The organism is Tropicimonas sp. S265A, from assembly GCF_049800835.1.
Classification (GTDB): Bacteria; Pseudomonadota; Alphaproteobacteria; order Rhodobacterales; family Rhodobacteraceae; genus Dinoroseobacter.
In genome coordinates this window covers 379,523-397,623 of record NZ_JBNAFU010000002.1, presented here as the reverse complement: position 1 = coordinate 397,623, position 18,101 = coordinate 379,523, and the positions used below count along the sequence as shown (strand labels likewise).

Sequence of the window (18,101 nt, the reverse complement as noted above, 5' to 3'; positions counted from 1 at the left end):
AGGCCGGGGCATAGGCAGCGTCTACTCGATTAGGGGCGCAGAAGCGGCACCACAGCATAGTTCTAGCGGTCCAAGACCTGCTGGCAAGATATCTGGGGCGAGGTATGGGTCGCGCCGCGGCCCCGGATGCGGCGCGACCCTACCGCCCAAGGGCGGCACAGGCCAGAAAGATGAGGGACCCCGTCTTTCCGTATTGGCCCGTTTGCTAGCTCCGAGAGGCCCGACATGAGGAAACATGAAGGTGTGGGCGCGCTCGGTGCCGTACGGCGTAATGCCTTCGTGTTCGACTATTTGGCATTTCCCTTGCAAATGAAAAGCCAATCATTCAAAAAGTTTCCATAGTTTTTTCCAATCAAAATCACCCATGCCCGACCCCACAGTCAAACAACTGAAATTCCTCATCGCGCTGGAGGAAACCGCCCACTTTCGCCGGGCCGCCGATCAGGTCGGGGTCACGCAACCCTCGCTGAGCGCACAGATCCAGGTGCTGGAGGAACGGCTGGGCCTGCGGCTGGTCGAACGCGGACGCGGCGGGGTCCGCATGACCCCGGCCGGGCGCGAGGTTTGCGCACGGGCGCGGGGCGTCATCGACGGGGTCCGCGACCTTGTGGAGTTTGCCGCCACCGCCCGCGACGGGCTTGCCGGCACGATCCGGCTCGGGGCGAAGGCCACGCTCGGACCCTACCTGTTGCCCCACGTGGTGGGCGCGCTGCATGCCGCCCACCCCGATCTGCGGCTCTATATTCGCGAAGAAGCCCCGCGTGTGCTTGAGGCGGATCTTGCGCGCGGGACCCACGATGCGATCCTGACACAGCTGCCGGTGGTCGGCGACGATTACGCCACCGCCCGCCTGTTCCGCGAGCCCCTGATGCTGGCGTTGCCTGCCGATCACAAACTGACCCGGGCCGACAGGATCACCCCGGACGATCTGCGCGGCGAATCCATGCTGACCCTCAGCCCGGCCTACCACCTGCACGACCAGATTACCGACGTTTGTCGCGACACCGGCGCAAAGCTCGCGCGCGATTACGAGGGCACGAGCCTCGACGCGCTGCGACAGATGGTGGGCATGGGGATGGGCCTGACCCTGCTCCCTGCGCTGTATGTCCGCTCGGAAATCGAAGGCCGCGGGGCCGAAGTCGTGGTCCGCACGATCGCGGGCCGCAAGCTGTCGCGCACCGCAGGGCTCGTCTGGCGCCGACAAAGCGCCCGCGCGCGCGGGTTTCGCGAAATCGCGGAGGTCATCCGCAGTGTCGCCCGCAAAAGCTGGCCGGAACTGCTGATCGAAAGCTGACGGGCCCCGATTGCAAAAAAGGGCGGCACCGGTGCGCCGCCCTCTGTTCAATCCCGCAAGTGTCCACGGCGCCGAGCGCCGTCCAGAGGACCTGTCGGCCGAGCGTCGTTCACGGTAGCCCGGCGCAAGGCATCGGTCAGGCGGCTTCAGCCCGCGCCGACCGGATCAGGCTCAGGATATCCTTGGCCGCCTCGGGGATATTCGTCCCCGGTCCGAAGATCGCCTTGACCCCGCTGTCATAGAGGAACTGGTAATCCTGCTGCGGGATCACCCCGCCACAGATGACGATGATGTCGCCAGCACCTTGCGCCTTCAACTCGGCCACCAGTTTCGGTGCCAATGTCTTGTGGCCCGCCGCCTGTGACGAGATCCCGACCACATGCACGTCATTGTCGATGGCGTCCTGCGCGGCCTCCGCCGGGGTCTGGAACAGAGGGCCGACATCCACATCAAACCCGATATCGGCGAACGCCGTGGCGATGACCTTGGCGCCGCGATCATGCCCGTCCTGCCCCATCTTCACGACCAGCATCCGGGGGCGGCGGCCCTCTTCCTCGGCGAACCCTTCGACGGCTTTCTGGATGGCTGCAAACCCGTCATCGCCCTCATATGCCGCGCCATACACCCCGGCGAGCGTCTTGACCTCCGCCCGGTGACGTCCGAACACTTTTTCCATCGCCATGCTGATCTCTCCCACGCTGGCGCGCGCCCGCGCGGCCTCTACGGCACCTTCCAACAGATTTCCGCCTTCGCTGGCCCGCCGCTCAAGTTCCGCCAGCGCCTTGGCACAGGCCGCTTCGTCGCGGGTGCTGCGAATGCGTTCCAACCGGGCCACCTGCCCGGCGCGCACCTTGTCGTTGTCGATCTCCAGGATGTCGATCGGGTCTTCCTTGTCCTTGCGGTACTTGTTGACCCCGACGATCACCTCGTCGCCCTTGTCGATCATCGCCTGCCGCCGGGCGGCGGACTCCTCGATCCGCAGCTTCGGCATGCCCGAACCGACCGCCTTCGTCATGCCGCCCATCGCCTCGACCTCTTCGATCAGAGCCCAGGCCTGGTCCACAAGTTCGCTGGTCAGGCTTTCCACGTAATAGGATCCGGCCAGCGGATCGACGACATTGGTGACACCGGTCTCTTCCTGCAGGATCAACTGCGTGTTCCGCGCAATCCGCGCGCTGAATTCGGTGGGCAGCGCGATGGCTTCGTCCAGCGCATTGGTGTGCAGCGATTGCGTGCCGCCCAGCACCGCCGACATCGCCTCGTAGGCGGTGCGGATCACGTTGTTGTACGGGTCCTGTTCCTGCAGGCTCACGCCAGAGGTCTGGCAATGGGTCCGCAGCATCATCGACCGGGGGTTCTTCGGCTCGAACTCGGACATGATCCGGTGCCACAGCAAGCGCGCCGCGCGCAGCTTGGCCGCCTCCATGAAGAAGTTCATGCCGATGGCGAAGAAGAAGGACAATCGCCCGGCGAACTTGTCCACATCCATGCCGCGCGCGATCGCGGCGCGCACATATTCGCGCCCGTCGGCCAGCGTGAACGCCAGTTCCTGCACGAGGTTCGCACCGGCCTCCTGCATGTGGTAGCCGGAAATCGAGATCGAGTTGAACTTCGGCATCTCGTTCGAGGTGTACTCGATGATGTCAGCGATGATCCGCATCGACGGCTCGGGCGGATACACATAGGTGTTCCGCACCATGAACTCCTTCAGGATGTCGTTCTGAATCGTGCCCGACAGAACAGACCTGTCATGGCCCTGCTCCTCCCCGGTGACGATGAAGTTGGCAAGGATCGGGATCACCGCACCGTTCATCGTCATGGACACAGACACCTTGTCCAGCGGAATCCCGTCAAACAGGATCTTCATGTCCTCGACGCTGTCGATGGCCACCCCCGCCTTGCCGACATCGCCTTCGACTCGCGGGTGGTCGCTGTCGTAACCGCGGTGCGTGGCCAGGTCGAACGCCACCGACACCCCCTGCTGCCCGGCATCGAGCGCCTTGCGATAAAACGCATTGGATTCCTCGGCCGTGGAAAAGCCTGCATATTGCCGGATCGTCCACGGGCGTCCCGCGTACATCGTTGCCTTGACCCCACGGGTGAACGGCGCCTGCCCAGGGATCGAGTTCAGATGCTCCATCCCTTCCAGGTCTTCGGCCGTATACAGCGGTTGCACCTCGATCCCTTCGAGGGTCTTCCAGGTCAGGTCGTCCAGCGGGCGGCCGCGAAGCTCTTTCGCAGCCAGTTCAGCCCACGCGTCTTTGCCTTTGGTCATGGTCGGTTCCTCTTTGCTGTCCGGGGCGGCCCGCGATGATCTCGGGGCTCGTGTCTTTGGGTGTTTCAATGTAGCGGGCAAGGCCATCGGCCCCGGCCCGCAGCCACGCGATATCCGCGGCATAGGCCGCGCGCAGGGCGGCGCGGGTCTCGGCGTCGAACGGTTCCCACGCGGCGCCATCGCCCGCCACGCTCGCGCGGGCGGCCCCTTCGGGCAGCGCGGCCCGTAAATCGGCGCAGCGCGGGCTGGGGTGGTGACACTGGGTGAACCGCGCAGGGGTGGCCGCATCCAGCCGCCCGCCGACCAGCGCCCGCAGGACCGCATCGGGCGCATCCACCAGCGCCTCGAATGGCCAGACCAGAACCTCGGCCTCCGGGTAGACCGTGGCGACGTCGGCAATCACGTCCCGCCAGCGGCGCGGTTGCGCGGCAAGCTCCGCAAGTTCGCATGGCGAGGTGCCGCGCTGATCCTTGCGCAGCACGAAGGCCAGGCTGGAGGTCCAGTGCCGGTCATAGCTGCGAATGGCCAGCCCGATCCGGCGGCACTTGCCCGCCATCGCGGGGCGAAACCGCGCCAGCCGCCGCGCGGCATCGGCATAAAGCGACCGCTCGCGGACATTGGCAAACATCGAGCCGAGCATGTTTTCCTCGGAAATGACCAACGCCTGCGTCCCGACACGGTCCATCATCGGACCAAGCGCCGCACAAGCCGCGCGCCCATCGCGCGCAAGGGCGGGGGTCACCCTGTCCGCAGCCTTGATCAGTCCGTCGAACCGGCCGTCGCGGGTCTGCTTCGGCCCCCAGACGGTGACATCGGATGCCCGCAGCGCCGCGTGCCGCGCAGCAGCGTACATCTGCAGGGTCGTGCTGCCCGTCCGATGCGCGCCAAGATGAAGAAACAGGTCCATGGTTGGCCTCCGGCTCCGCGCAGCGCCGGGCCCCCTGCCCCGCATTTCTGCGCGCCTCCAGCCTAGGCCAGTGCTCGTTTTGTTCGCATTAAGGTGAACGGGCCAGAAAATCTGCACGAAACCCTTCGAAATCGGACGCGAGCGGCATATATGTTGCCCGACCGGAGGGACCATGAAAAGACTGATACCCCTTGTAATTGCTGGCTTTCTGGGCCTCGGAAACGCGGCATTTGCCAATGACGACACGTCCACGAACCTGACCCCAGTCGACGGGGTTGATATCAATTTGAATGATTTTCTTTGGGTCGCACGACCAGTGGTGGTGTTTGCAGACACCCCGGCCGACCCGCGTTTCATCGAACAGATGGAGCTCCTGTCGGCCCGCCCGGAAGAGCTCGCAGCCCGGGATGTGGTGATCATCACCGACACCGACCCCGCCGGACGCTCGGAACTGCGGCGGGAACTGCGCCCGCGTGGGTTCATGCTCGTCATCATCGGCAAGGATGGCAACAAGCTGCGCAAGCCCGCCCCCTGGGACGTGCGCGAGATCACCCGGTCGATCGACAAGATGCCCCTCCGGCAGGAGGAGATCCGCCTGCGCAAAGCCCCGCTTCCCGAAAGCTGACGGGCAGCGCGCCCCCGGTCACCCGGGAACGCGGTTATGAACGGCGTGTCGCTCACTCGAACTCCATGATCACGTCGTCAACGGCCAGGCTGTCGCCTGCGCCAGCGTTGATCTTGCTGATCTTGGCGGATTTCTCGGCGCGCAGGATATTCTCCATCTTCATCGCCTCCACTGTGCATAGCGCCTGACCTTCCTGAACCTCGTCTCCGACCTCTACGTCCACCTTCACGATCAGGCCGGGCATCGGGCACAGCAGCATCTTGGAGGTATCGGGCGGCAGCTTCTCGGGCATCAGGCGGGCCAGTTCCGCCTGCCGCGGGCTGCGCACATGCACCTTCAGGTCCGCGCCTCGGAACCGCAGCCGGAACCCGGAGGTGATCTTGTCCACCTTTACCACCATCGGCGCGTCATTGAGGCTCAACTCAGCCAGGCTGTCGCCCGGGGTCCAGTCGCTCGCAACCCGCACCGTGGTGCCATCTTCGAACGTGACAGTCGATCCGTCCCTGTCGGCTGCGGTCGTGACCGGAAACTCCTGCCCCTCCAGTGCAACGATCCAGTCATCGCCCACCTTGCGCTCATGATTGTCCATCGTGCCCGAGATGCGCGTGCGCCGGATTTCCGCCACCCGGTACATCGCCGCCGCCGAGGCCGCGAGCCGCCGCAAATCCGCCTCGGCGAGTGTCACCCCCTCGAACCCGTCGGGGTATTGTTCCTCGATGAACGCGGTGGTCATGTTGCCGTCGATGAAAATCTGATGGTCCATCACGGCGGCGACAAACGGCAGGTTGTGCCCGATCCCTTCCACCTCGAACCCGTCCAGCGCGTTGCGCATCGCCTCGATGGCGGTAGGCCGGTCCGGGCCCCACGTGCACAGCTTTGCGATCATCGGATCGTAATACATGCTGATCTCGCCGCCCTCGTAGACGCCGGTATCGTTGCGGACCGCTGTCGGGCCGGTCGGCGCGTCGCTGTGCCAGTTGTTGTTGACCTGCAAGGGCCCCGCCGCAACCTCCGCTGGCGGGCGATACCGCGTCAGGCGCCCGATGGAGGGCAGGAAATTGCGATAGGGGTCTTCGGCATAAAGTCGGTTTTCGATCGCCCAGCCGGTCAGCGTGACATCGTCCTGGGTCATCGCCAGCTTCTCGCCATAGGCGACGCGGATCATCTGCTCGACCAGATCGACGCCGGTGATCAGCTCCGTGACAGGGTGTTCCACCTGAAGGCGCGTGTTCATTTCAAGGAAATAGAAGTTGCGCTCGCCATCCACGATGAACTCGACCGTGCCCGCGCTGGCATATCCCACCGCCTTGGCCAACGCGCAGGATTGCTCGCCCATGGCCTTGCGGGTGGCTTCGTCCAGAAACGGGCTCGGAGCCTCTTCGACGACCTTCTGGTTGCGCCGCTGGATCGAACACTCGCGCTCACCCAGATAGATGCAGTTGCCATGGCTATCGGCCAGAACCTGAATTTCGATGTGGCGCGGCTGGGTGACGAACTTCTCGATGAAGATCCGGTCATCGCCAAAGGAGTTCGCCGCCTCGTTCTTGGAGGACTGGAACCCCTCGCGCGCCTCGTCATCATTCCACGCGATCCGCATGCCCTTGCCGCCGCCGCCGGCAGAGGCCTTGATCATCACCGGGTAGCCAACCTCGTTGGAGATCTTCACCGCGTCCTCGGCATCCTCGATCAGGCCCATATAGCCGGGCACGGTGCTGACCTTGGCCTCCTGCGCGATCTTCTTGGAGGTGATCTTGTCCCCCATGGACTCGATGGCTCCCGCAGGCGGGCCGATGAAGGCCACGCCTTCCTTGGCCAGGGCCTCGGCAAACAGCTTGTTCTCCGACAGGAACCCGTAGCCCGGGTGCACGGCCTCGGCACCCGTCTGGCGGATCGCGTCCAGCACCTTGTCAATGACGATATAGGACTGGTTCGCGGGCGGCGGGCCGATATGCACGGCCTCATCGGCCATCTTGACGTGCAGCGCGTTGCGATCTGCATCCGAATAGATCGCAACCGTCTGGATGCCCATCTTGCGCGCGGTCTTGATGACACGGCAGGCGATTTCGCCCCGGTTCGCGATCAGGATCTTTTTGAACATCGGTCCTTCTTTCCTTCTTCTCAGTCCCGGACCGCGCCGGATCGGGCACGGTCGGCAAAACAAAGGCCACCGGGGCGCGATGCCCCGGTGGCCGGATCATGTGATGGGTGTGCAATGGCCGCGATGCGGCCCGGGCGTGTCAGCTCAGTTGCAGACGCCCACGTCGTCGCACAACGCGCCTGCCGCCGCGCCGACAGCCGCTCCGGCAAGCGGGTTGCCATCCGTAAGGAGGGACCCCGCCGCCCCGACGCCCGCGCCGATCGCAGCGTTGCGCCCGTCATTGGACATGTTGCAGGCCGCAAGTGAGAGGGCTGCGAAAACGACGAAAAGTATACGGAACTTGCCCATGAAATGCCTCGTTTGGTTACCTGACGCGGAGCCTGACGCATGTCCCGCGGATATGCGATAGCAAACCCGATCACGACGCGGCTTCGGGCGACATTCTGCGCAAATTTCAGATGAGTGGAAAAACGGGGTTCGCCTGCTGCTAAGGCGAACCCCGGAGTTGGGTTAGGGTAACGGTCGTCAAACAAGACAGGCGCGGGGGACCGCGCAGATGCTGTCAGGGTTGTATTGATGCACAACGACTCGCCCAATCCCAACGGAAACCTTGCATGAGGCTCCAAACAGGCGAATTCCCGCCGGTTCACCAAAGCGTCGCGCGGGGTCATGCCCAATCCCTTTCGTCGAAAGCCTCGGGGAAACTGGCGCGCGCAACAGGCTCGTTGATCTGCATCAGCGCGTCGTAACTCGCCGGATCAAAGGGATCTTCTGCCGCGATGACCTCCCGGCCGAACAGCCAGCCAAGCCGGCCGGCATCCAGATTGCCGCGTACGAACGGTGCGGCCCCGAATTGCGCCCAGAGGGCCGCCATGAACGCGGCATCCGCGCGCCTGTCCGCCGGTTTGCGATCAGCATAGCGCTCGCGCGCCTTGATCGGTGTCGCCCCGTCCTTGGAGGCCCGCCGGATCGTGAACTGGTAATCCGTGCCGGTCAGCCGACCGGGAAAGCCGCGGTGCTTTTCCATCATCCAGCCCCCCGGCGGGCCATCATGTCAACCTCCACCAAGGCGCCGACGGCCAGCGCCGTGACCCCGATCGTGGTGCGTGCCGGGCGCGCGCCCTCGGGGAAGTAGCGCATGTAGACGGTGTTGAACGCGTCGAAATCCCGTTCGAATTCCGTCAGGTAACAGCGGCACTGCACGACATCCGACAGGCTGAGGCCGATGCCTTCGAGCACGATACGCAGGTTCTCCAACACACGCTCGGACTGCGCGGCGATGCCTTGGGGCAAAGGCGCATCGGGGGCCACTGGATCGGTGGGCATCTGTCCGGTCAGAAACACCCAGCCATCGGCTTCTGTCGCATGGCAAAACGGTCCAACGGGCGTGGTACCTGTCTGAACCAGGTGATACTCAGGCATGGGCCACCCACCGTGCCCGATGGGCGGGGCATTCCAGAAGTTCGGCCAGAGCCGCTTCGGTCGCCGCGCGTGGAAACGGCGCGGTGATCGCGCCTCCGGCCCGAACCTCGCACCCCTGTGCGTCGCACGTGACACGCACCGCCGGGGCAAAGCCACGCAGGGACTGCAACCGCCGCCACATGTCCTGCCGGACCTGCTGCGCGAGGCGCGTGCGCGAGCGGACCTGCGGCAGACGCGCCACGACGGACACATCCCAGCGCGGTGCGGGGGTGCGCGACACGGTCACGCCGTGCTCGTCTCGCCTCACATGCCAGCCCTTCATTGCGACCCTCTTGATCCAGCGGCGTCGGCCCTGCGTGCCGACACGGTTATTTCTGCGGGGTTGGCGGCCAAGGCCACCAACCCCGGGACCCGGCACAACCACCCCACCGACGCAGGCCGCATATGCGATCCCCGCGCTCCTCCCGGTCTATTGGTCGTTGCGTGCCGATCCATCCTCAGGCCTCCCGCGTCACAGCGGCAGGTTGTCGTGTTTCTTCCAAGGCAGTTGCACCTGCTTGTTACGCAGGCTGGCAAAGGCCCGGGCGACACGGCGACGGGTGGAGCGTGGCTGGATCACCTCGTCGATGAAGCCGCGCTCGGCCGCCTTGAACGGGCTTGCGAAGTTGTCCTCGTAATACGCGGTCCGCTCCGCGATTTTCTCGGGGTCGTCCAGTTCCGAGCGATAGATGATCTCCGTCGCGCCCTTGGCGCCCATCACCGCGATCTCCGCCGTGGGCCACGCGTAGTTGATATCCGCCTTCAGGTGCTTGGAGGCCATCACCACATACGCCCCGCCATAGGACTTGCGCGTGATCACCGTGACCTTCGGCACCGTCGCCTCGCCATAGGCATAGAGCAGCTTGGCGCCGTGCTTGATCACGCCCGCATATTCCTGACCCGTCCCCGGCAGGAACCCGGGCACATCGACCAGCGTCAGGATCGGGATCTCGAAACTGTCGCAGAAGCGCACGAAGCGGGCCGCCTTGCGCGAGCTGTCGATATCCAGACAACCGGCCAGCACCATCGGCTGGTTGGCCACAACGCCCACTGTCTGCCCTTCGATCCGGATGAAACCGGTGATCATGTTCTTGGCGAACTCTGCCTGAATTTCGTAGAAATCGCCCTCATCCGCGACCTTCGTGATCAGCTCCTTCATGTCGTAGGGCTGGTTCGGGTTGTCCGGGATCAGCGTGTCGAGGCTTTCCTCGACCCGCTCCGGATCGTCGAAGAACGGGCGCACGGGCGCCTTCTCTCGGTTGTTGAGCGGCAGGAAGTCGAACAGGCGGCGCACTTCGGTCAGCGCCTCCACGTCGTTCTCGAACGCGCCATCAGCGACAGATGATTTCTTGGTATGCGTGCCCGCACCCCCCAGTTCCTCGGCGGTGACATGCTCGTTGGTGACGGTCTTCACCACGTCCGGGCCGGTGACGAACATGTAGGAGCTGTCTTTGACCATGAAGATGAAGTCGGTCATCGCAGGCGAATAGACCGCACCACCGGCGCACGGCCCCATGATCACGCTGATCTGCGGGATCACGCCAGAGCCGCGAATGTTGCGCAGGAACACGTCGCCGTAGCCGGCAAGACTGTCCACGCCTTCCTGAATCCGCGCGCCGCCGCTGTCGTTCAGCCCGATCACCGGTGCGCCGTTCTGCAATGCCATGTCCATGATCTTGCAGATCTTCTGCGCATGGGTGGCCGAAACCGATCCGCCCAGCACCGTGAAATCTTGGCTGAAGACGTAGACCATGCGCCCGTTGATCGTGCCCCAGCCGGTGACAACCCCGTCACCCGCCGGTTTCTGCTCCTCCATCCCGAAATCGGTGCAGCGGTGACTGACGAACATGTCGAACTCTTCGAAAGAGCCCTCATCCAGCAAAAGCTCCACGCGTTCCCGCGCGGTCAGCTTGCCCTTGGCATGCTGGCTGTCGATGCGTTTTTGTCCACCGCCCAGACGCGCATCCTCGCGCCGGTCGCCCAATTGTCCCAGAATGTCTTTCATGACCGACTCTCCGTCCTCGTTTGCGCGGGACTTAGCGCAGGCAAGGGGCGCAGGAGAAGAACCTTTGGGAAAATTTGCAAATTTTATGCTACTGCATTTCTGCAGAAAGCAAATCAGCAAATATCCATGACTTCATCGACCATCCGATGTCCGTACGTCGCTGCTTTCAAACAGTTTTGCCCAGCGCAACTCAACACGGCACCCTGCAAGGCCGGTGGTCACACACGCCGTTCTGACCCGCACACCAGACCCTGGTACGCGCCCCGCGACCTCGTGTCCCGTGTAGCGTGACACTTATTTCTGCAGTGAATGACAGACATTTCTGCAGCAAGCAATTTTCGCGTCAGGCCTTACTCTTTATCGGCCGACCTTAGCTCCAGAATGAGGGCGAGACCGGCTAGAGTGGCGATCGACACACAACAAGAATGCTGCCCCGATCGATGGCAGCCTAAGCCTTGTGAGAACACTTGACGAACACTGCTAGACTCGGTGTCTGCACATATGTAAAATGCGAAACACCGGCGTTCCCGCGCCGGTGTTTCTGAAGCAAACCCGCCGTAGGCTGGCGGACTTATTGCAAATTTGCATCCGATTTGTCTCCTATCTAAATCGGCAAGTCAAGGCAGTCTGCGGCACCCTACCTATAGGAGCCGATAATGGCCGAAGACATCACATGGTACGGCGAGAGTGGCCGTGCATATACGTTCAAGTGCTACCCCGATGGGCAGCAGTTCAACCCCGTTTCAGCCGTCTACATCCTGTGCTCGAAACAGTCACCCGGCGTAATGCAAGCGCTCTACGTCGGTGAAGCTCAATCGCTTCAACAGCGTTTGAATACAGGGGTCAGCTCGCACAAGGGCTATGCCCGAGCCAGGGACCTCGGAATGACGCATATCGGAGTGCGGGTGGCAGCAAGTGAGCAAGAACGCTTGAGTGTCGAAAACGATCTGCGTCGTGGCATGCGTCCTCCTGCAAATCTCCAAGGCGTGGGCTAAGAACACTATGCCGGGCACCGGCATGTGACGATTGGGCACGGCAGCGACGCTGTCGTGCCCATTTAGCTTTGACCTCTTTGGTGGAGTTTACCGGGCAATTAAAGCCTCGGTCAAATCGAGGAACGCGCGAGCTGCAGCCACCGGGACCACCCCGTTACCGGCTGCAGCGGTTCGCTCCAACCAGGTAGCCACCCCATGAGGTGGTCGCTGAACGCAGGGTTTAAGCTCAGGGCTCCTTCTGAGTGCTTCTCCCCATTCAACAAGATCACCCGGCAGCGCTGGGAAAAGGTCCGTCGTCCCGGCTTCCAGCCCGCTGCAACCATCAAATCCCACATCAGCGTCCAAGCAGAAGCTGCGTTCTTGATCCCGACCTGTGAGCCAGTCTGGTTCTGATCCGTGCAAAACTGCAGGCCGGCGGGGCTCATGCGAATGCACGCTCTGTTGCCCGACCCCTTGAAGGTCGGAGTAGGCCAGTATGAAGAGCCTTTCGCGGGTATGCGACCCGCCGACTTCCGCCGCAGATACGACGCGCGCTGCAACTCTGTAGCCCAAGCGCTGAAGGTCTCCGACGACGTCTGAAAGACCAAGGGTGAGATGTCCGGGAACGTTCTCGAAGAAGCAGATTGGGGGCTGGGCCTCCTCGACGATCCGCCTGACATCCGGCCAAAGGTGGCGAGGATCGCTGTCCCCAGCTCGAAGACCGGAAAGGGTGAAGGGCTGGCATGGATAGCCGGCAGAGATGATATGAACTTTGCCACGCCACGCTCGGCCGTCGAAGGATCGCAGATCGTCCCACACAGGAGCCGGAGCCAGGGCCTTGTCCGCCATCCGCGCCACGAGAGTGGCCGCGGCGAAACTGTTTCGCTCGACAAAGCACACAGTTCGATATCCGGGCATCGCAATATGCAGTCCAAGGTCAAGTCCTCCGACGCCGGAGCATAAGCTGAGGCCGCGAATGTCTTCATGTCTTTCGGTGGAGAAAAGAGCCACACGAGAAGTCCTTTCATTCACGCTCAGGGCGTTCGGATGAAGGGACCTCTAGGGGTCTCAGATGGCAAAGGGCTCGGCAACGAGGGCACTTAATGGCCAGCTCGACCGATGAACAACCCGCTCTGACCTTCAATAACAGTCGGTTGCACCCACTGCAACGGATCTCGATCCAATCCAAAGACACACTCCCGATGAATCAACCAAAGGTGACCCGGTTTCAGAAATGTGCCCTTCTGGCACAGGCAGACGCTGCGCTGCGCGCAGCCTGCTACTTCGATCTGCGTTAGCTGACCTCGACCAACAATCGATTGCCTTGGACCGACAAACCCGAAGACAGGTTCGCGCCGTTGTCCGTCAGCGTGTCCACGTCGATCAGCACATACGCTCCAGACGGCAGGCCGGTCGTGTCAGCCGTGACGTTCGCGCCCGCTTCCAGAACGACCTGTGATGTCAGGTTCGGATCTAGCGGCTGGCCTGTTTCACCACTGCCCAGATCCTCAAGGCCATATTTGCCAGTGCGGAACTCCTGAATAGTGGCCATGCCGTCGTCATCAGCCGCGAACACAAGGTTCGACCCACTCAAGAACCGCATGAGCCCGACGCCACCCTGTCCGTCGAACCCGACGCGCGCCTTGCCGCCCGTGATGGAAAGGCGATCCGCGCTATCAAAGGTTGCCGCAGCCCCCTGATAAACGACAAACGAGCCTTCCTCTGTAAGATCGACCGTCACACCACCTGTAATCGCCCCAGAGACGCCCAGACGGCCCCCGGATACATCACAGGTCAGATCGGCTGCGCATGTGCCCTTGAACTCGAACTGGCCGGACAGAAACAATCTGATGGTGCCCGCGCCCTGCGCAGTGACGCAGGACATATAGCCGCCCGACGATTCAACGCCCGCAGCCGCGCCATTGAAGTTGATGTCGTCGGCGCGCACCGTGCGATACCAGCCGCAGAGCGCCTTCAGGACAAGGTTGTCGCCATCCACGGGCCAGTCGCGTTTGCCATTGACACGCCAGTTTTTCGGGTTGTCACCGCGATAGCCGTCACTGTACGGGGCATAGGTCGCCGGGTCGAAGATGATCGTTGAAGCAGCGTGCCCATAGGTCGGACGGCCAAAGTGGGGCGCGGCATAGTTCCATACCTGCTTGAACAACGCCTGCGGGCCGGTCAGCGTCCGCATGTAGTCAAGCGCGGCATCAGTGCTCGTGGTGCCGATAGGCTGGCTCAAGAGGTCGTCAACGAACCCGCCGAAAGTGATCTTTTCCAGATCAGCGGGATCAAGACCCTCGATGCCGCGGTTGTTGCCCTCCGGCCCCCAGCCGTAGATCACGACGTCTCCCGTGTAGAAACTTTCGTGGATCTTGCCGTTTTCATCGAAGTTGATGCCCGGGTCTCCCCCGGTAAGGTGGCCTGACTTCGCGGCAAGTTCGGCAGGATTGTGCGGGTCCACGCCGTTGAAGATGTAGATGCCATCATGGACCGCGAGATGTTCCTCGATCCCGCTGAAAGCCTTGACCCGGTTCCTTGTCAGGTGGCCCTGCCTGTTCGCGCAACTGATCGTCAGAACATCGATGGTCTGACCGTAGTTGCCGTTGTCAGCCACGCTTAGGATTTCACCGTTCGCGCCAGATACACTGGCGTCCACATGCTCGCCGGGCTGGCCGTCTTTCGGCACAATGAACTGCGTCTCGCTTTCAAGCAGGGGCGGGCGCACACGGAACGCGGTCTTGTATGTCGTTCCACCCAGCAAGGGTGGCGATACAGCGCCGCTGGTCAGGCCACTGACCACATCATCTTTGGTAAAATTGACCTCCGTATCTGTTTCGTAGGACCGCCCTGCATCCCCGTGGAAACAGCCTGTCTGGCTTTCTCCATGAATAGACGGACCCAGGAACCCGCCACCCCGCAACTGAACGGAGTTGTGAGAGCCCCGAGTGCTCAGGCTCTCAACGAACGTGACGTCCTCCACGTTCTCGGTGCAGTAGATGTTATGGTTCTTGTCGCTTGGTGGGTGCGGGAAAGCGGCATCTCCGGTCAGGCTGTAGCCACGTTCCCACCCGCAAAGATCCAGCCACGACATTGAGATGAGGACATGGCGCGCACCTGAGCCAAAGAACAGGCCAGAGGTGCGGTCCCCATCGGCCCAAGTAGCGTTCTTCGGCTGTTCAAGGTGGACGTCCCAGACGGTCGTGCCGTGCCAGGTCGTATACATTGATGGCGTTGCGCTGATCGACGTCTTGCTCTGATGCAACTCGCAGTCGGACCACATGGTTCCAACCGGCCCGCCAGTGTTGGCGTATCCGGGCATCTTGACGCCCGCGTACAGGTTCCACTTTGGGGTGCCGTCTCCACCAGACGTGAACGGAGCCTCTGCGAAATCTGGCCTTGCGCCGGAACCGAACGCGCCGTGCATGACAGGGTGCATCGCACTTTCGCCAGAAGTAATCCGCAGGGAGAACGGATATGGTGCCGGCGCCCCCGCCTCAAACAGCCACCAAAGCGCACGAAACACGGTCGTGCGCTGGCTCTGGACCATCTGGTTCGTGTAGACAGTCCGCCCTAACCCGGCGCCACCCGCGCCATCGTCCCAGGCCAACGGGTGCGTCGATCTCCTGCCGTACTTGTCCTGGCCCAATATCCAAGCGGTCGTAACCACGCTCTCCGCTATCCCTTCGGCAGCGGCAATCGAGGCTGTGCTGTGGCCTCGGGCCGCGTCGGTCACATACCAGACCTCTGTTGTCGGCCCAGCAAGCGGAATGTATCTCCACGGCTCTGCGGCATCTTGCTCAAAGGCCCAGTGCTCTGCCTTGCCGAACCCGTTGGGATAGTCGAGCAGGGTCTCGCCATCGTGCTGAAACGCCTGGTGAAACGCGGAGGTATCCGGGATTACATCTGCTTCTAGCTGAAATGTCGGCATTACGCGGGCACCAATCTGAGCGCTGTCACGAGCATTTTGGGTGAGGATGTTGTTGCATCTGAGGTGACGCGCACCGTGAAGTCTTCCTCAAGCGTCTGCGTTTTCCCAGCGACGCCGATGCGGTGACTGGTGCCGATAAGCTGGTTTGCAAGCTGATCATCGTTGGTGTAATCCGATGCGCCCACACCCCACTGAAAACCGGTACCCGCGTTGCCAGCGCGCACCGTTGCCACGGCCAGCGTGGCATCGCTCGCCAGAAGATCCGGTAGGGTGACCGAGGCATCAAGCGCTGAACTGACACTGGCATGGTCCGCGACAACCGAAGCGATTTCGCCGCCCGTGACGCGCTGCAAGGTCCATCCGCTCGCGTAGGTTATACTCGACCCTGACTTTTCGTAGTTGATGGTCGCCGCACCAGTCGCGACAATTTCAAAGACCTCATTCAAAATTCCGCCCTGCGCGTGAGCCACGCGGACATGGTTTGTGACCGTAAGACCTGCCCCACTGATAGCCGTGACGATATCGCTGCCGTTCACGATATGACCGATCGAGAGCAAGTAGGTGCCTGCCTGGGTGATCTTTCCGGTCTCGGTTCCCGGTGCGCCGGAATTGATCTGACCTTTGGGCCAGGACGTGACAGCCGCAAGCGTCACCGGAGTTGCAAGTGCTGCCGGGCTGAATGGAACATCCAAAGGAACCGAGGACACCACGTCATTGGCGTTGATCGCCCAGATCCGCATCCGGTTTGCGGTGGTTGGCGTTGCATATTGCACGCGCACCTGAATGTTTCCGCCCGGCGATGCGATATTTTCCGGTTGCTGTTCGAAATTCCCAGCGACTTCACCTGCGGAATTGACGGTCGGGGGCGTGCCTGACGACTTGGTGTCGTCCCAAAGCGCAACCACGATCAGACCGTTTCCGCCGACCTGCATGTTGATGTCGAGATCGATGGAGTTCGTCTCGGTATTGTGCCCGCCCGATCCGATCTCAATCGTTGGCGTGACGGCCAAGGGCCCAACCTCTGCCGTTCCGGCGCTGGTTTCGACGTCGCTGCCCGCGCTGTTGGTCTCGGTGTGACGGATGCTGATCACCGCGCCAACGTCAGCCGCTTGGAGGACATAGGACAAGCTGGTTGCGCCCGTGATCGCCACGCCATCGCGCAGCCATTGAAGCGCCCGCGTCGGTGTCGGGTTGCCCGTGACGCCCTGCAACACTGCGGTGAGCGTCTGACCCTGTATAGCCGTGCCTGAAAGAATAGGCGGCCCCGCGATGACCGGTGCGGAACTGGACAGAACCGGCGTAAAGGGATCGGACGGATCGGTAAGAACCAGCGCGCGATAGGTGGTGCCGTTGGTCAGACCGGTCAGGTCTGTGTCATCGATCACGGCATTGTCGAGCGTGGTCGGGAGGCCGTTCGCGTCACAGTCTGCGGCAGGCAGGATCAGGAACTTATCAGGCATCAGTTAAACTCCTGGCAAATCTGGGTATTGGGAGATGGTTGCCCCGCCGTCGCCTGGCGTGATTACCCACGTCCCGGAGAAATCCGGATACGAATTGATCGTTGCGTCGCCGTCGCCCGGCAGGATCGACCAGCCTGACGGGTCCGTGACGTCGACGCGAATTACGTTCGACCAGAACTCTGATGGTCCGACCTCGTTTACAGCGCGGATCTGCACGTCTTCGGTGCCCGCTTCTTCCAGGTCGTCAACGGTGCCTTGCGCGTCCAAGCCGATATCGTAAACGGAAAGCCCGACGCGCAACTCGCGACGCACCAACGTTCCCCCGTGCATTTCGGGGTCATTGACGATCTGGAAAGCGATCTGGTTTGGCTCGGGTGAGGATGCGGTCCAGTCACCTGGGCCGTATGGTGCGGGCGCAATGATCGGCACAATTCCGGCGGATGCTTGTCTTACGATTGAAGTGCCGTCAAACTCACCGCCCGTTTCGGTGGCAATTTCCTGGTAAACCAAGGTGCCAAGGATGTTGGCCGCGGTCGGCGTGTAGGTCGCACCGGTCCCGACCTGGACCCCATTTACCAGCCAGCGTTTTCCACCAACTGACACCTCCCCGCCCGCACCGCGCGGATCGTACTGCCCTTCGGTAGCGGTCAGTTGCACGCCGACTTCGGGCACTGCGGGCAGGACACTCGGCAATGCGGTTACGGTGGGGCCGACCGGTTGGAAGGGCTCTCTGCTCGTTGCGATCTGCGACGAAAGTCCCCGCAGACCTTTGATCCTACGCATCGGAATGCGCCACAACTACCGTCGCGGTACCAGCTCCGAGGCCGCGACCATAGACCCTCCGCGCGAAGGGCAGGCCAAAATGCCGCTCGATGTCACAGTCGGCCTCGCCTTCTGGTGCCCGATAGACAAAACCTGCAGCATTGCCATCGGGCGCATTGGCGACGGTGGTCGCGCGCGTCTCCATCGTTCCACTGGTGACTTGCCAGGACACGTGGGTCGCATCCGCGTTGGTCAGCTCCTCCCACTCGTCTCCGAGCGTAATCTCGATCTGATCGCGTGCCATTAAAT

At 62.4% G+C, this 18,101-nt stretch carries 17 protein-coding genes; 3 read left to right on the top strand and 14 right to left on the bottom strand.

The features are described from left to right. Window positions 1-364: 364 nt before the first annotated feature. The gene (locus tag ACP15N_RS09665) at window positions 365-1,294 is read left to right on the top strand and encodes a hydrogen peroxide-inducible genes activator (protein WP_425092032.1); all 930 of its coding nucleotides are present in this window, start codon (window positions 365-367) and stop codon (window positions 1,292-1,294) included. A 136-nt stretch (window positions 1,295-1,430) separates the two neighbouring features. Here the strand turns inward: ACP15N_RS09665 and scpA are convergent, their stop codons facing one another. Together scpA and ACP15N_RS09655 are read right to left on the bottom strand one after the other, a co-directional pair. Continuing rightward, window positions 1,431-3,569, bottom strand: a complete 2,139-nt coding sequence (scpA, locus tag ACP15N_RS09660) for a methylmalonyl-CoA mutase (RefSeq protein WP_425092031.1) — start codon at window positions 3,567-3,569, stop codon at window positions 1,431-1,433. Continuing rightward, window positions 3,541-4,476: a hypothetical protein gene (locus ACP15N_RS09655; RefSeq protein WP_425092030.1), complete on the bottom strand. Its 936-nt coding sequence runs from the start codon at window positions 4,474-4,476 to the stop codon at window positions 3,541-3,543. The genes scpA and ACP15N_RS09655 overlap by 29 nt, the downstream gene beginning before the upstream one ends. Before the next feature lie 172 nt (window positions 4,477-4,648). On the opposite strand from ACP15N_RS09655, the gene ACP15N_RS09650 reads away from it, so the two are divergent. Then, window positions 4,649-5,101: a DUF4174 domain-containing protein gene (locus ACP15N_RS09650; protein ID WP_425092029.1), complete on the top strand. Its 453-nt coding sequence runs from the start codon at window positions 4,649-4,651 to the stop codon at window positions 5,099-5,101. 52 nt (window positions 5,102-5,153) lie between these two features. Here ACP15N_RS09650 and ACP15N_RS09645 read toward each other — a convergent pair whose 3' ends face one another. From ACP15N_RS09645 to ACP15N_RS09620, 6 genes are all read right to left on the bottom strand, one after another. After that, on the bottom strand, window positions 5,154-7,199 hold the full coding sequence (locus ACP15N_RS09645) for an acetyl-CoA carboxylase biotin carboxylase subunit (RefSeq protein WP_425092028.1): 2,046 nt from the start codon (window positions 7,197-7,199) through the stop codon (window positions 5,154-5,156). A 144-nt stretch (window positions 7,200-7,343) separates the two neighbouring features. Beyond that, on the bottom strand, window positions 7,344-7,547 hold the full coding sequence (locus ACP15N_RS09640; RefSeq protein WP_425092027.1) for a hypothetical protein: 204 nt from the start codon (window positions 7,545-7,547) through the stop codon (window positions 7,344-7,346). A gap of 319 nt (window positions 7,548-7,866) precedes the next feature. Beyond that, on the bottom strand, window positions 7,867-8,226 hold the full coding sequence (locus ACP15N_RS09635) for a hypothetical protein (RefSeq protein WP_425092026.1): 360 nt from the start codon (window positions 8,224-8,226) through the stop codon (window positions 7,867-7,869). After that, complete coding sequence (locus tag ACP15N_RS09630) at window positions 8,226-8,621, bottom strand: RidA family protein (RefSeq protein WP_425092025.1); 396 nt, start codon at window positions 8,619-8,621, stop codon at window positions 8,226-8,228. Before ACP15N_RS09630 ends, ACP15N_RS09635 begins: the two co-directional genes overlap by 1 nt. Beyond that, window positions 8,614-8,943: a hypothetical protein gene (locus tag ACP15N_RS09625; RefSeq protein WP_425092024.1), complete on the bottom strand. Its 330-nt coding sequence runs from the start codon at window positions 8,941-8,943 to the stop codon at window positions 8,614-8,616. The genes ACP15N_RS09630 and ACP15N_RS09625 overlap by 8 nt, the downstream gene beginning before the upstream one ends. A 189-nt stretch (window positions 8,944-9,132) precedes the next feature. Next, window positions 9,133-10,665, bottom strand: coding sequence for an acyl-CoA carboxylase subunit beta (locus tag ACP15N_RS09620; protein ID WP_425092023.1), 1,533 nt, complete (start codon window positions 10,663-10,665; stop codon window positions 9,133-9,135). Between the two features lie 656 nt (window positions 10,666-11,321). On the opposite strand from ACP15N_RS09620, the gene ACP15N_RS09615 reads away from it, so the two are divergent. Beyond that, entirely contained in the window at window positions 11,322-11,660 is a 339-nt protein-coding gene (locus ACP15N_RS09615; protein WP_425092022.1) for a hypothetical protein, read from the top strand. Window positions 11,661-11,747: 87 nt separating this feature from the next. Here the strand turns inward: ACP15N_RS09615 and ACP15N_RS09610 are convergent, their stop codons facing one another. The 6 genes from ACP15N_RS09610 to ACP15N_RS09585 form a co-directional block, all read right to left on the bottom strand. Then, on the bottom strand, window positions 11,748-12,650 hold the full coding sequence (locus tag ACP15N_RS09610; protein WP_425092021.1) for a DNA cytosine methyltransferase: 903 nt from the start codon (window positions 12,648-12,650) through the stop codon (window positions 11,748-11,750). A gap of 13 nt (window positions 12,651-12,663) precedes the next feature. Next, a complete protein-coding gene (locus tag ACP15N_RS09605) occupies window positions 12,664-12,834 on the bottom strand; it encodes a Com family DNA-binding transcriptional regulator (protein ID WP_425092020.1) in 171 nt (56 codons plus the stop codon). Window positions 12,835-12,933: 99 nt separating this feature from the next. Beyond that, complete coding sequence (locus ACP15N_RS09600) at window positions 12,934-15,570, bottom strand: hypothetical protein (RefSeq protein WP_425092019.1); 2,637 nt, start codon at window positions 15,568-15,570, stop codon at window positions 12,934-12,936. Further along, entirely contained in the window at window positions 15,570-17,030 is a 1,461-nt protein-coding gene (locus ACP15N_RS09595) for a hypothetical protein (RefSeq protein ID WP_425092018.1), read from the bottom strand. Before ACP15N_RS09595 ends, ACP15N_RS09600 begins: the two co-directional genes overlap by 1 nt. A 3-nt stretch (window positions 17,031-17,033) precedes the next feature. Continuing rightward, complete coding sequence (locus ACP15N_RS09590) at window positions 17,034-17,813, bottom strand: hypothetical protein (RefSeq protein WP_425092017.1); 780 nt, start codon at window positions 17,811-17,813, stop codon at window positions 17,034-17,036. Continuing rightward, window positions 17,806-18,096, bottom strand: coding sequence for a hypothetical protein (locus tag ACP15N_RS09585; RefSeq protein WP_425092016.1), 291 nt, complete (start codon window positions 18,094-18,096; stop codon window positions 17,806-17,808). The genes ACP15N_RS09590 and ACP15N_RS09585 overlap by 8 nt, the downstream gene beginning before the upstream one ends. Between the last annotated feature and the right edge of the window lie 5 nt (window positions 18,097-18,101).

What these genes read in the sequence shown, in the direction of transcription:
- ACP15N_RS09630 (WP_425092025.1), bottom strand. Translation starts at nt 8,621, where the DNA reads ATGCCTGAGTATCACCTGGTTCAGACAGGTACCACGCCCGTTGGACCG.
- ACP15N_RS09625 (WP_425092024.1), bottom strand. Translation starts at nt 8,943, where the DNA reads ATGAAGGGCTGGCATGTGAGGCGAGACGAGCACGGCGTGACCGTGTCG.
- ACP15N_RS09635 (WP_425092026.1), bottom strand. Translation starts at nt 8,226, where the DNA reads ATGGAAAAGCACCGCGGCTTTCCCGGTCGGCTGACCGGCACGGATTAC.
- ACP15N_RS09650 (WP_425092029.1), top strand. Translation starts at nt 4,649, where the DNA reads ATGAAAAGACTGATACCCCTTGTAATTGCTGGCTTTCTGGGCCTCGGA.
- ACP15N_RS09595 (WP_425092018.1), bottom strand. Translation starts at nt 17,030, where the DNA reads ATGCCTGATAAGTTCCTGATCCTGCCTGCCGCAGACTGTGACGCGAAC.
- ACP15N_RS09655 (WP_425092030.1), bottom strand. Translation starts at nt 4,476, where the DNA reads ATGGACCTGTTTCTTCATCTTGGCGCGCATCGGACGGGCAGCACGACC.
- ACP15N_RS09665 (WP_425092032.1), top strand. Translation starts at nt 365, where the DNA reads ATGCCCGACCCCACAGTCAAACAACTGAAATTCCTCATCGCGCTGGAG.
- ACP15N_RS09590 (WP_425092017.1), bottom strand. Translation starts at nt 17,813, where the DNA reads ATGCGTAGGATCAAAGGTCTGCGGGGACTTTCGTCGCAGATCGCAACG.
- ACP15N_RS09585 (WP_425092016.1), bottom strand. Translation starts at nt 18,096, where the DNA reads ATGGCACGCGATCAGATCGAGATTACGCTCGGAGACGAGTGGGAGGAG.
- scpA (WP_425092031.1), bottom strand. Translation starts at nt 3,569, where the DNA reads ATGACCAAAGGCAAAGACGCGTGGGCTGAACTGGCTGCGAAAGAGCTT.
- ACP15N_RS09600 (WP_425092019.1), bottom strand. Translation starts at nt 15,570, where the DNA reads ATGCCGACATTTCAGCTAGAAGCAGATGTAATCCCGGATACCTCCGCG.
- ACP15N_RS09640 (WP_425092027.1), bottom strand. Translation starts at nt 7,547, where the DNA reads ATGGGCAAGTTCCGTATACTTTTCGTCGTTTTCGCAGCCCTCTCACTT.
- ACP15N_RS09615 (WP_425092022.1), top strand. Translation starts at nt 11,322, where the DNA reads ATGGCCGAAGACATCACATGGTACGGCGAGAGTGGCCGTGCATATACG.
- ACP15N_RS09620 (WP_425092023.1), bottom strand. Translation starts at nt 10,665, where the DNA reads ATGAAAGACATTCTGGGACAATTGGGCGACCGGCGCGAGGATGCGCGT.
- ACP15N_RS09645 (WP_425092028.1), bottom strand. Translation starts at nt 7,199, where the DNA reads ATGTTCAAAAAGATCCTGATCGCGAACCGGGGCGAAATCGCCTGCCGT.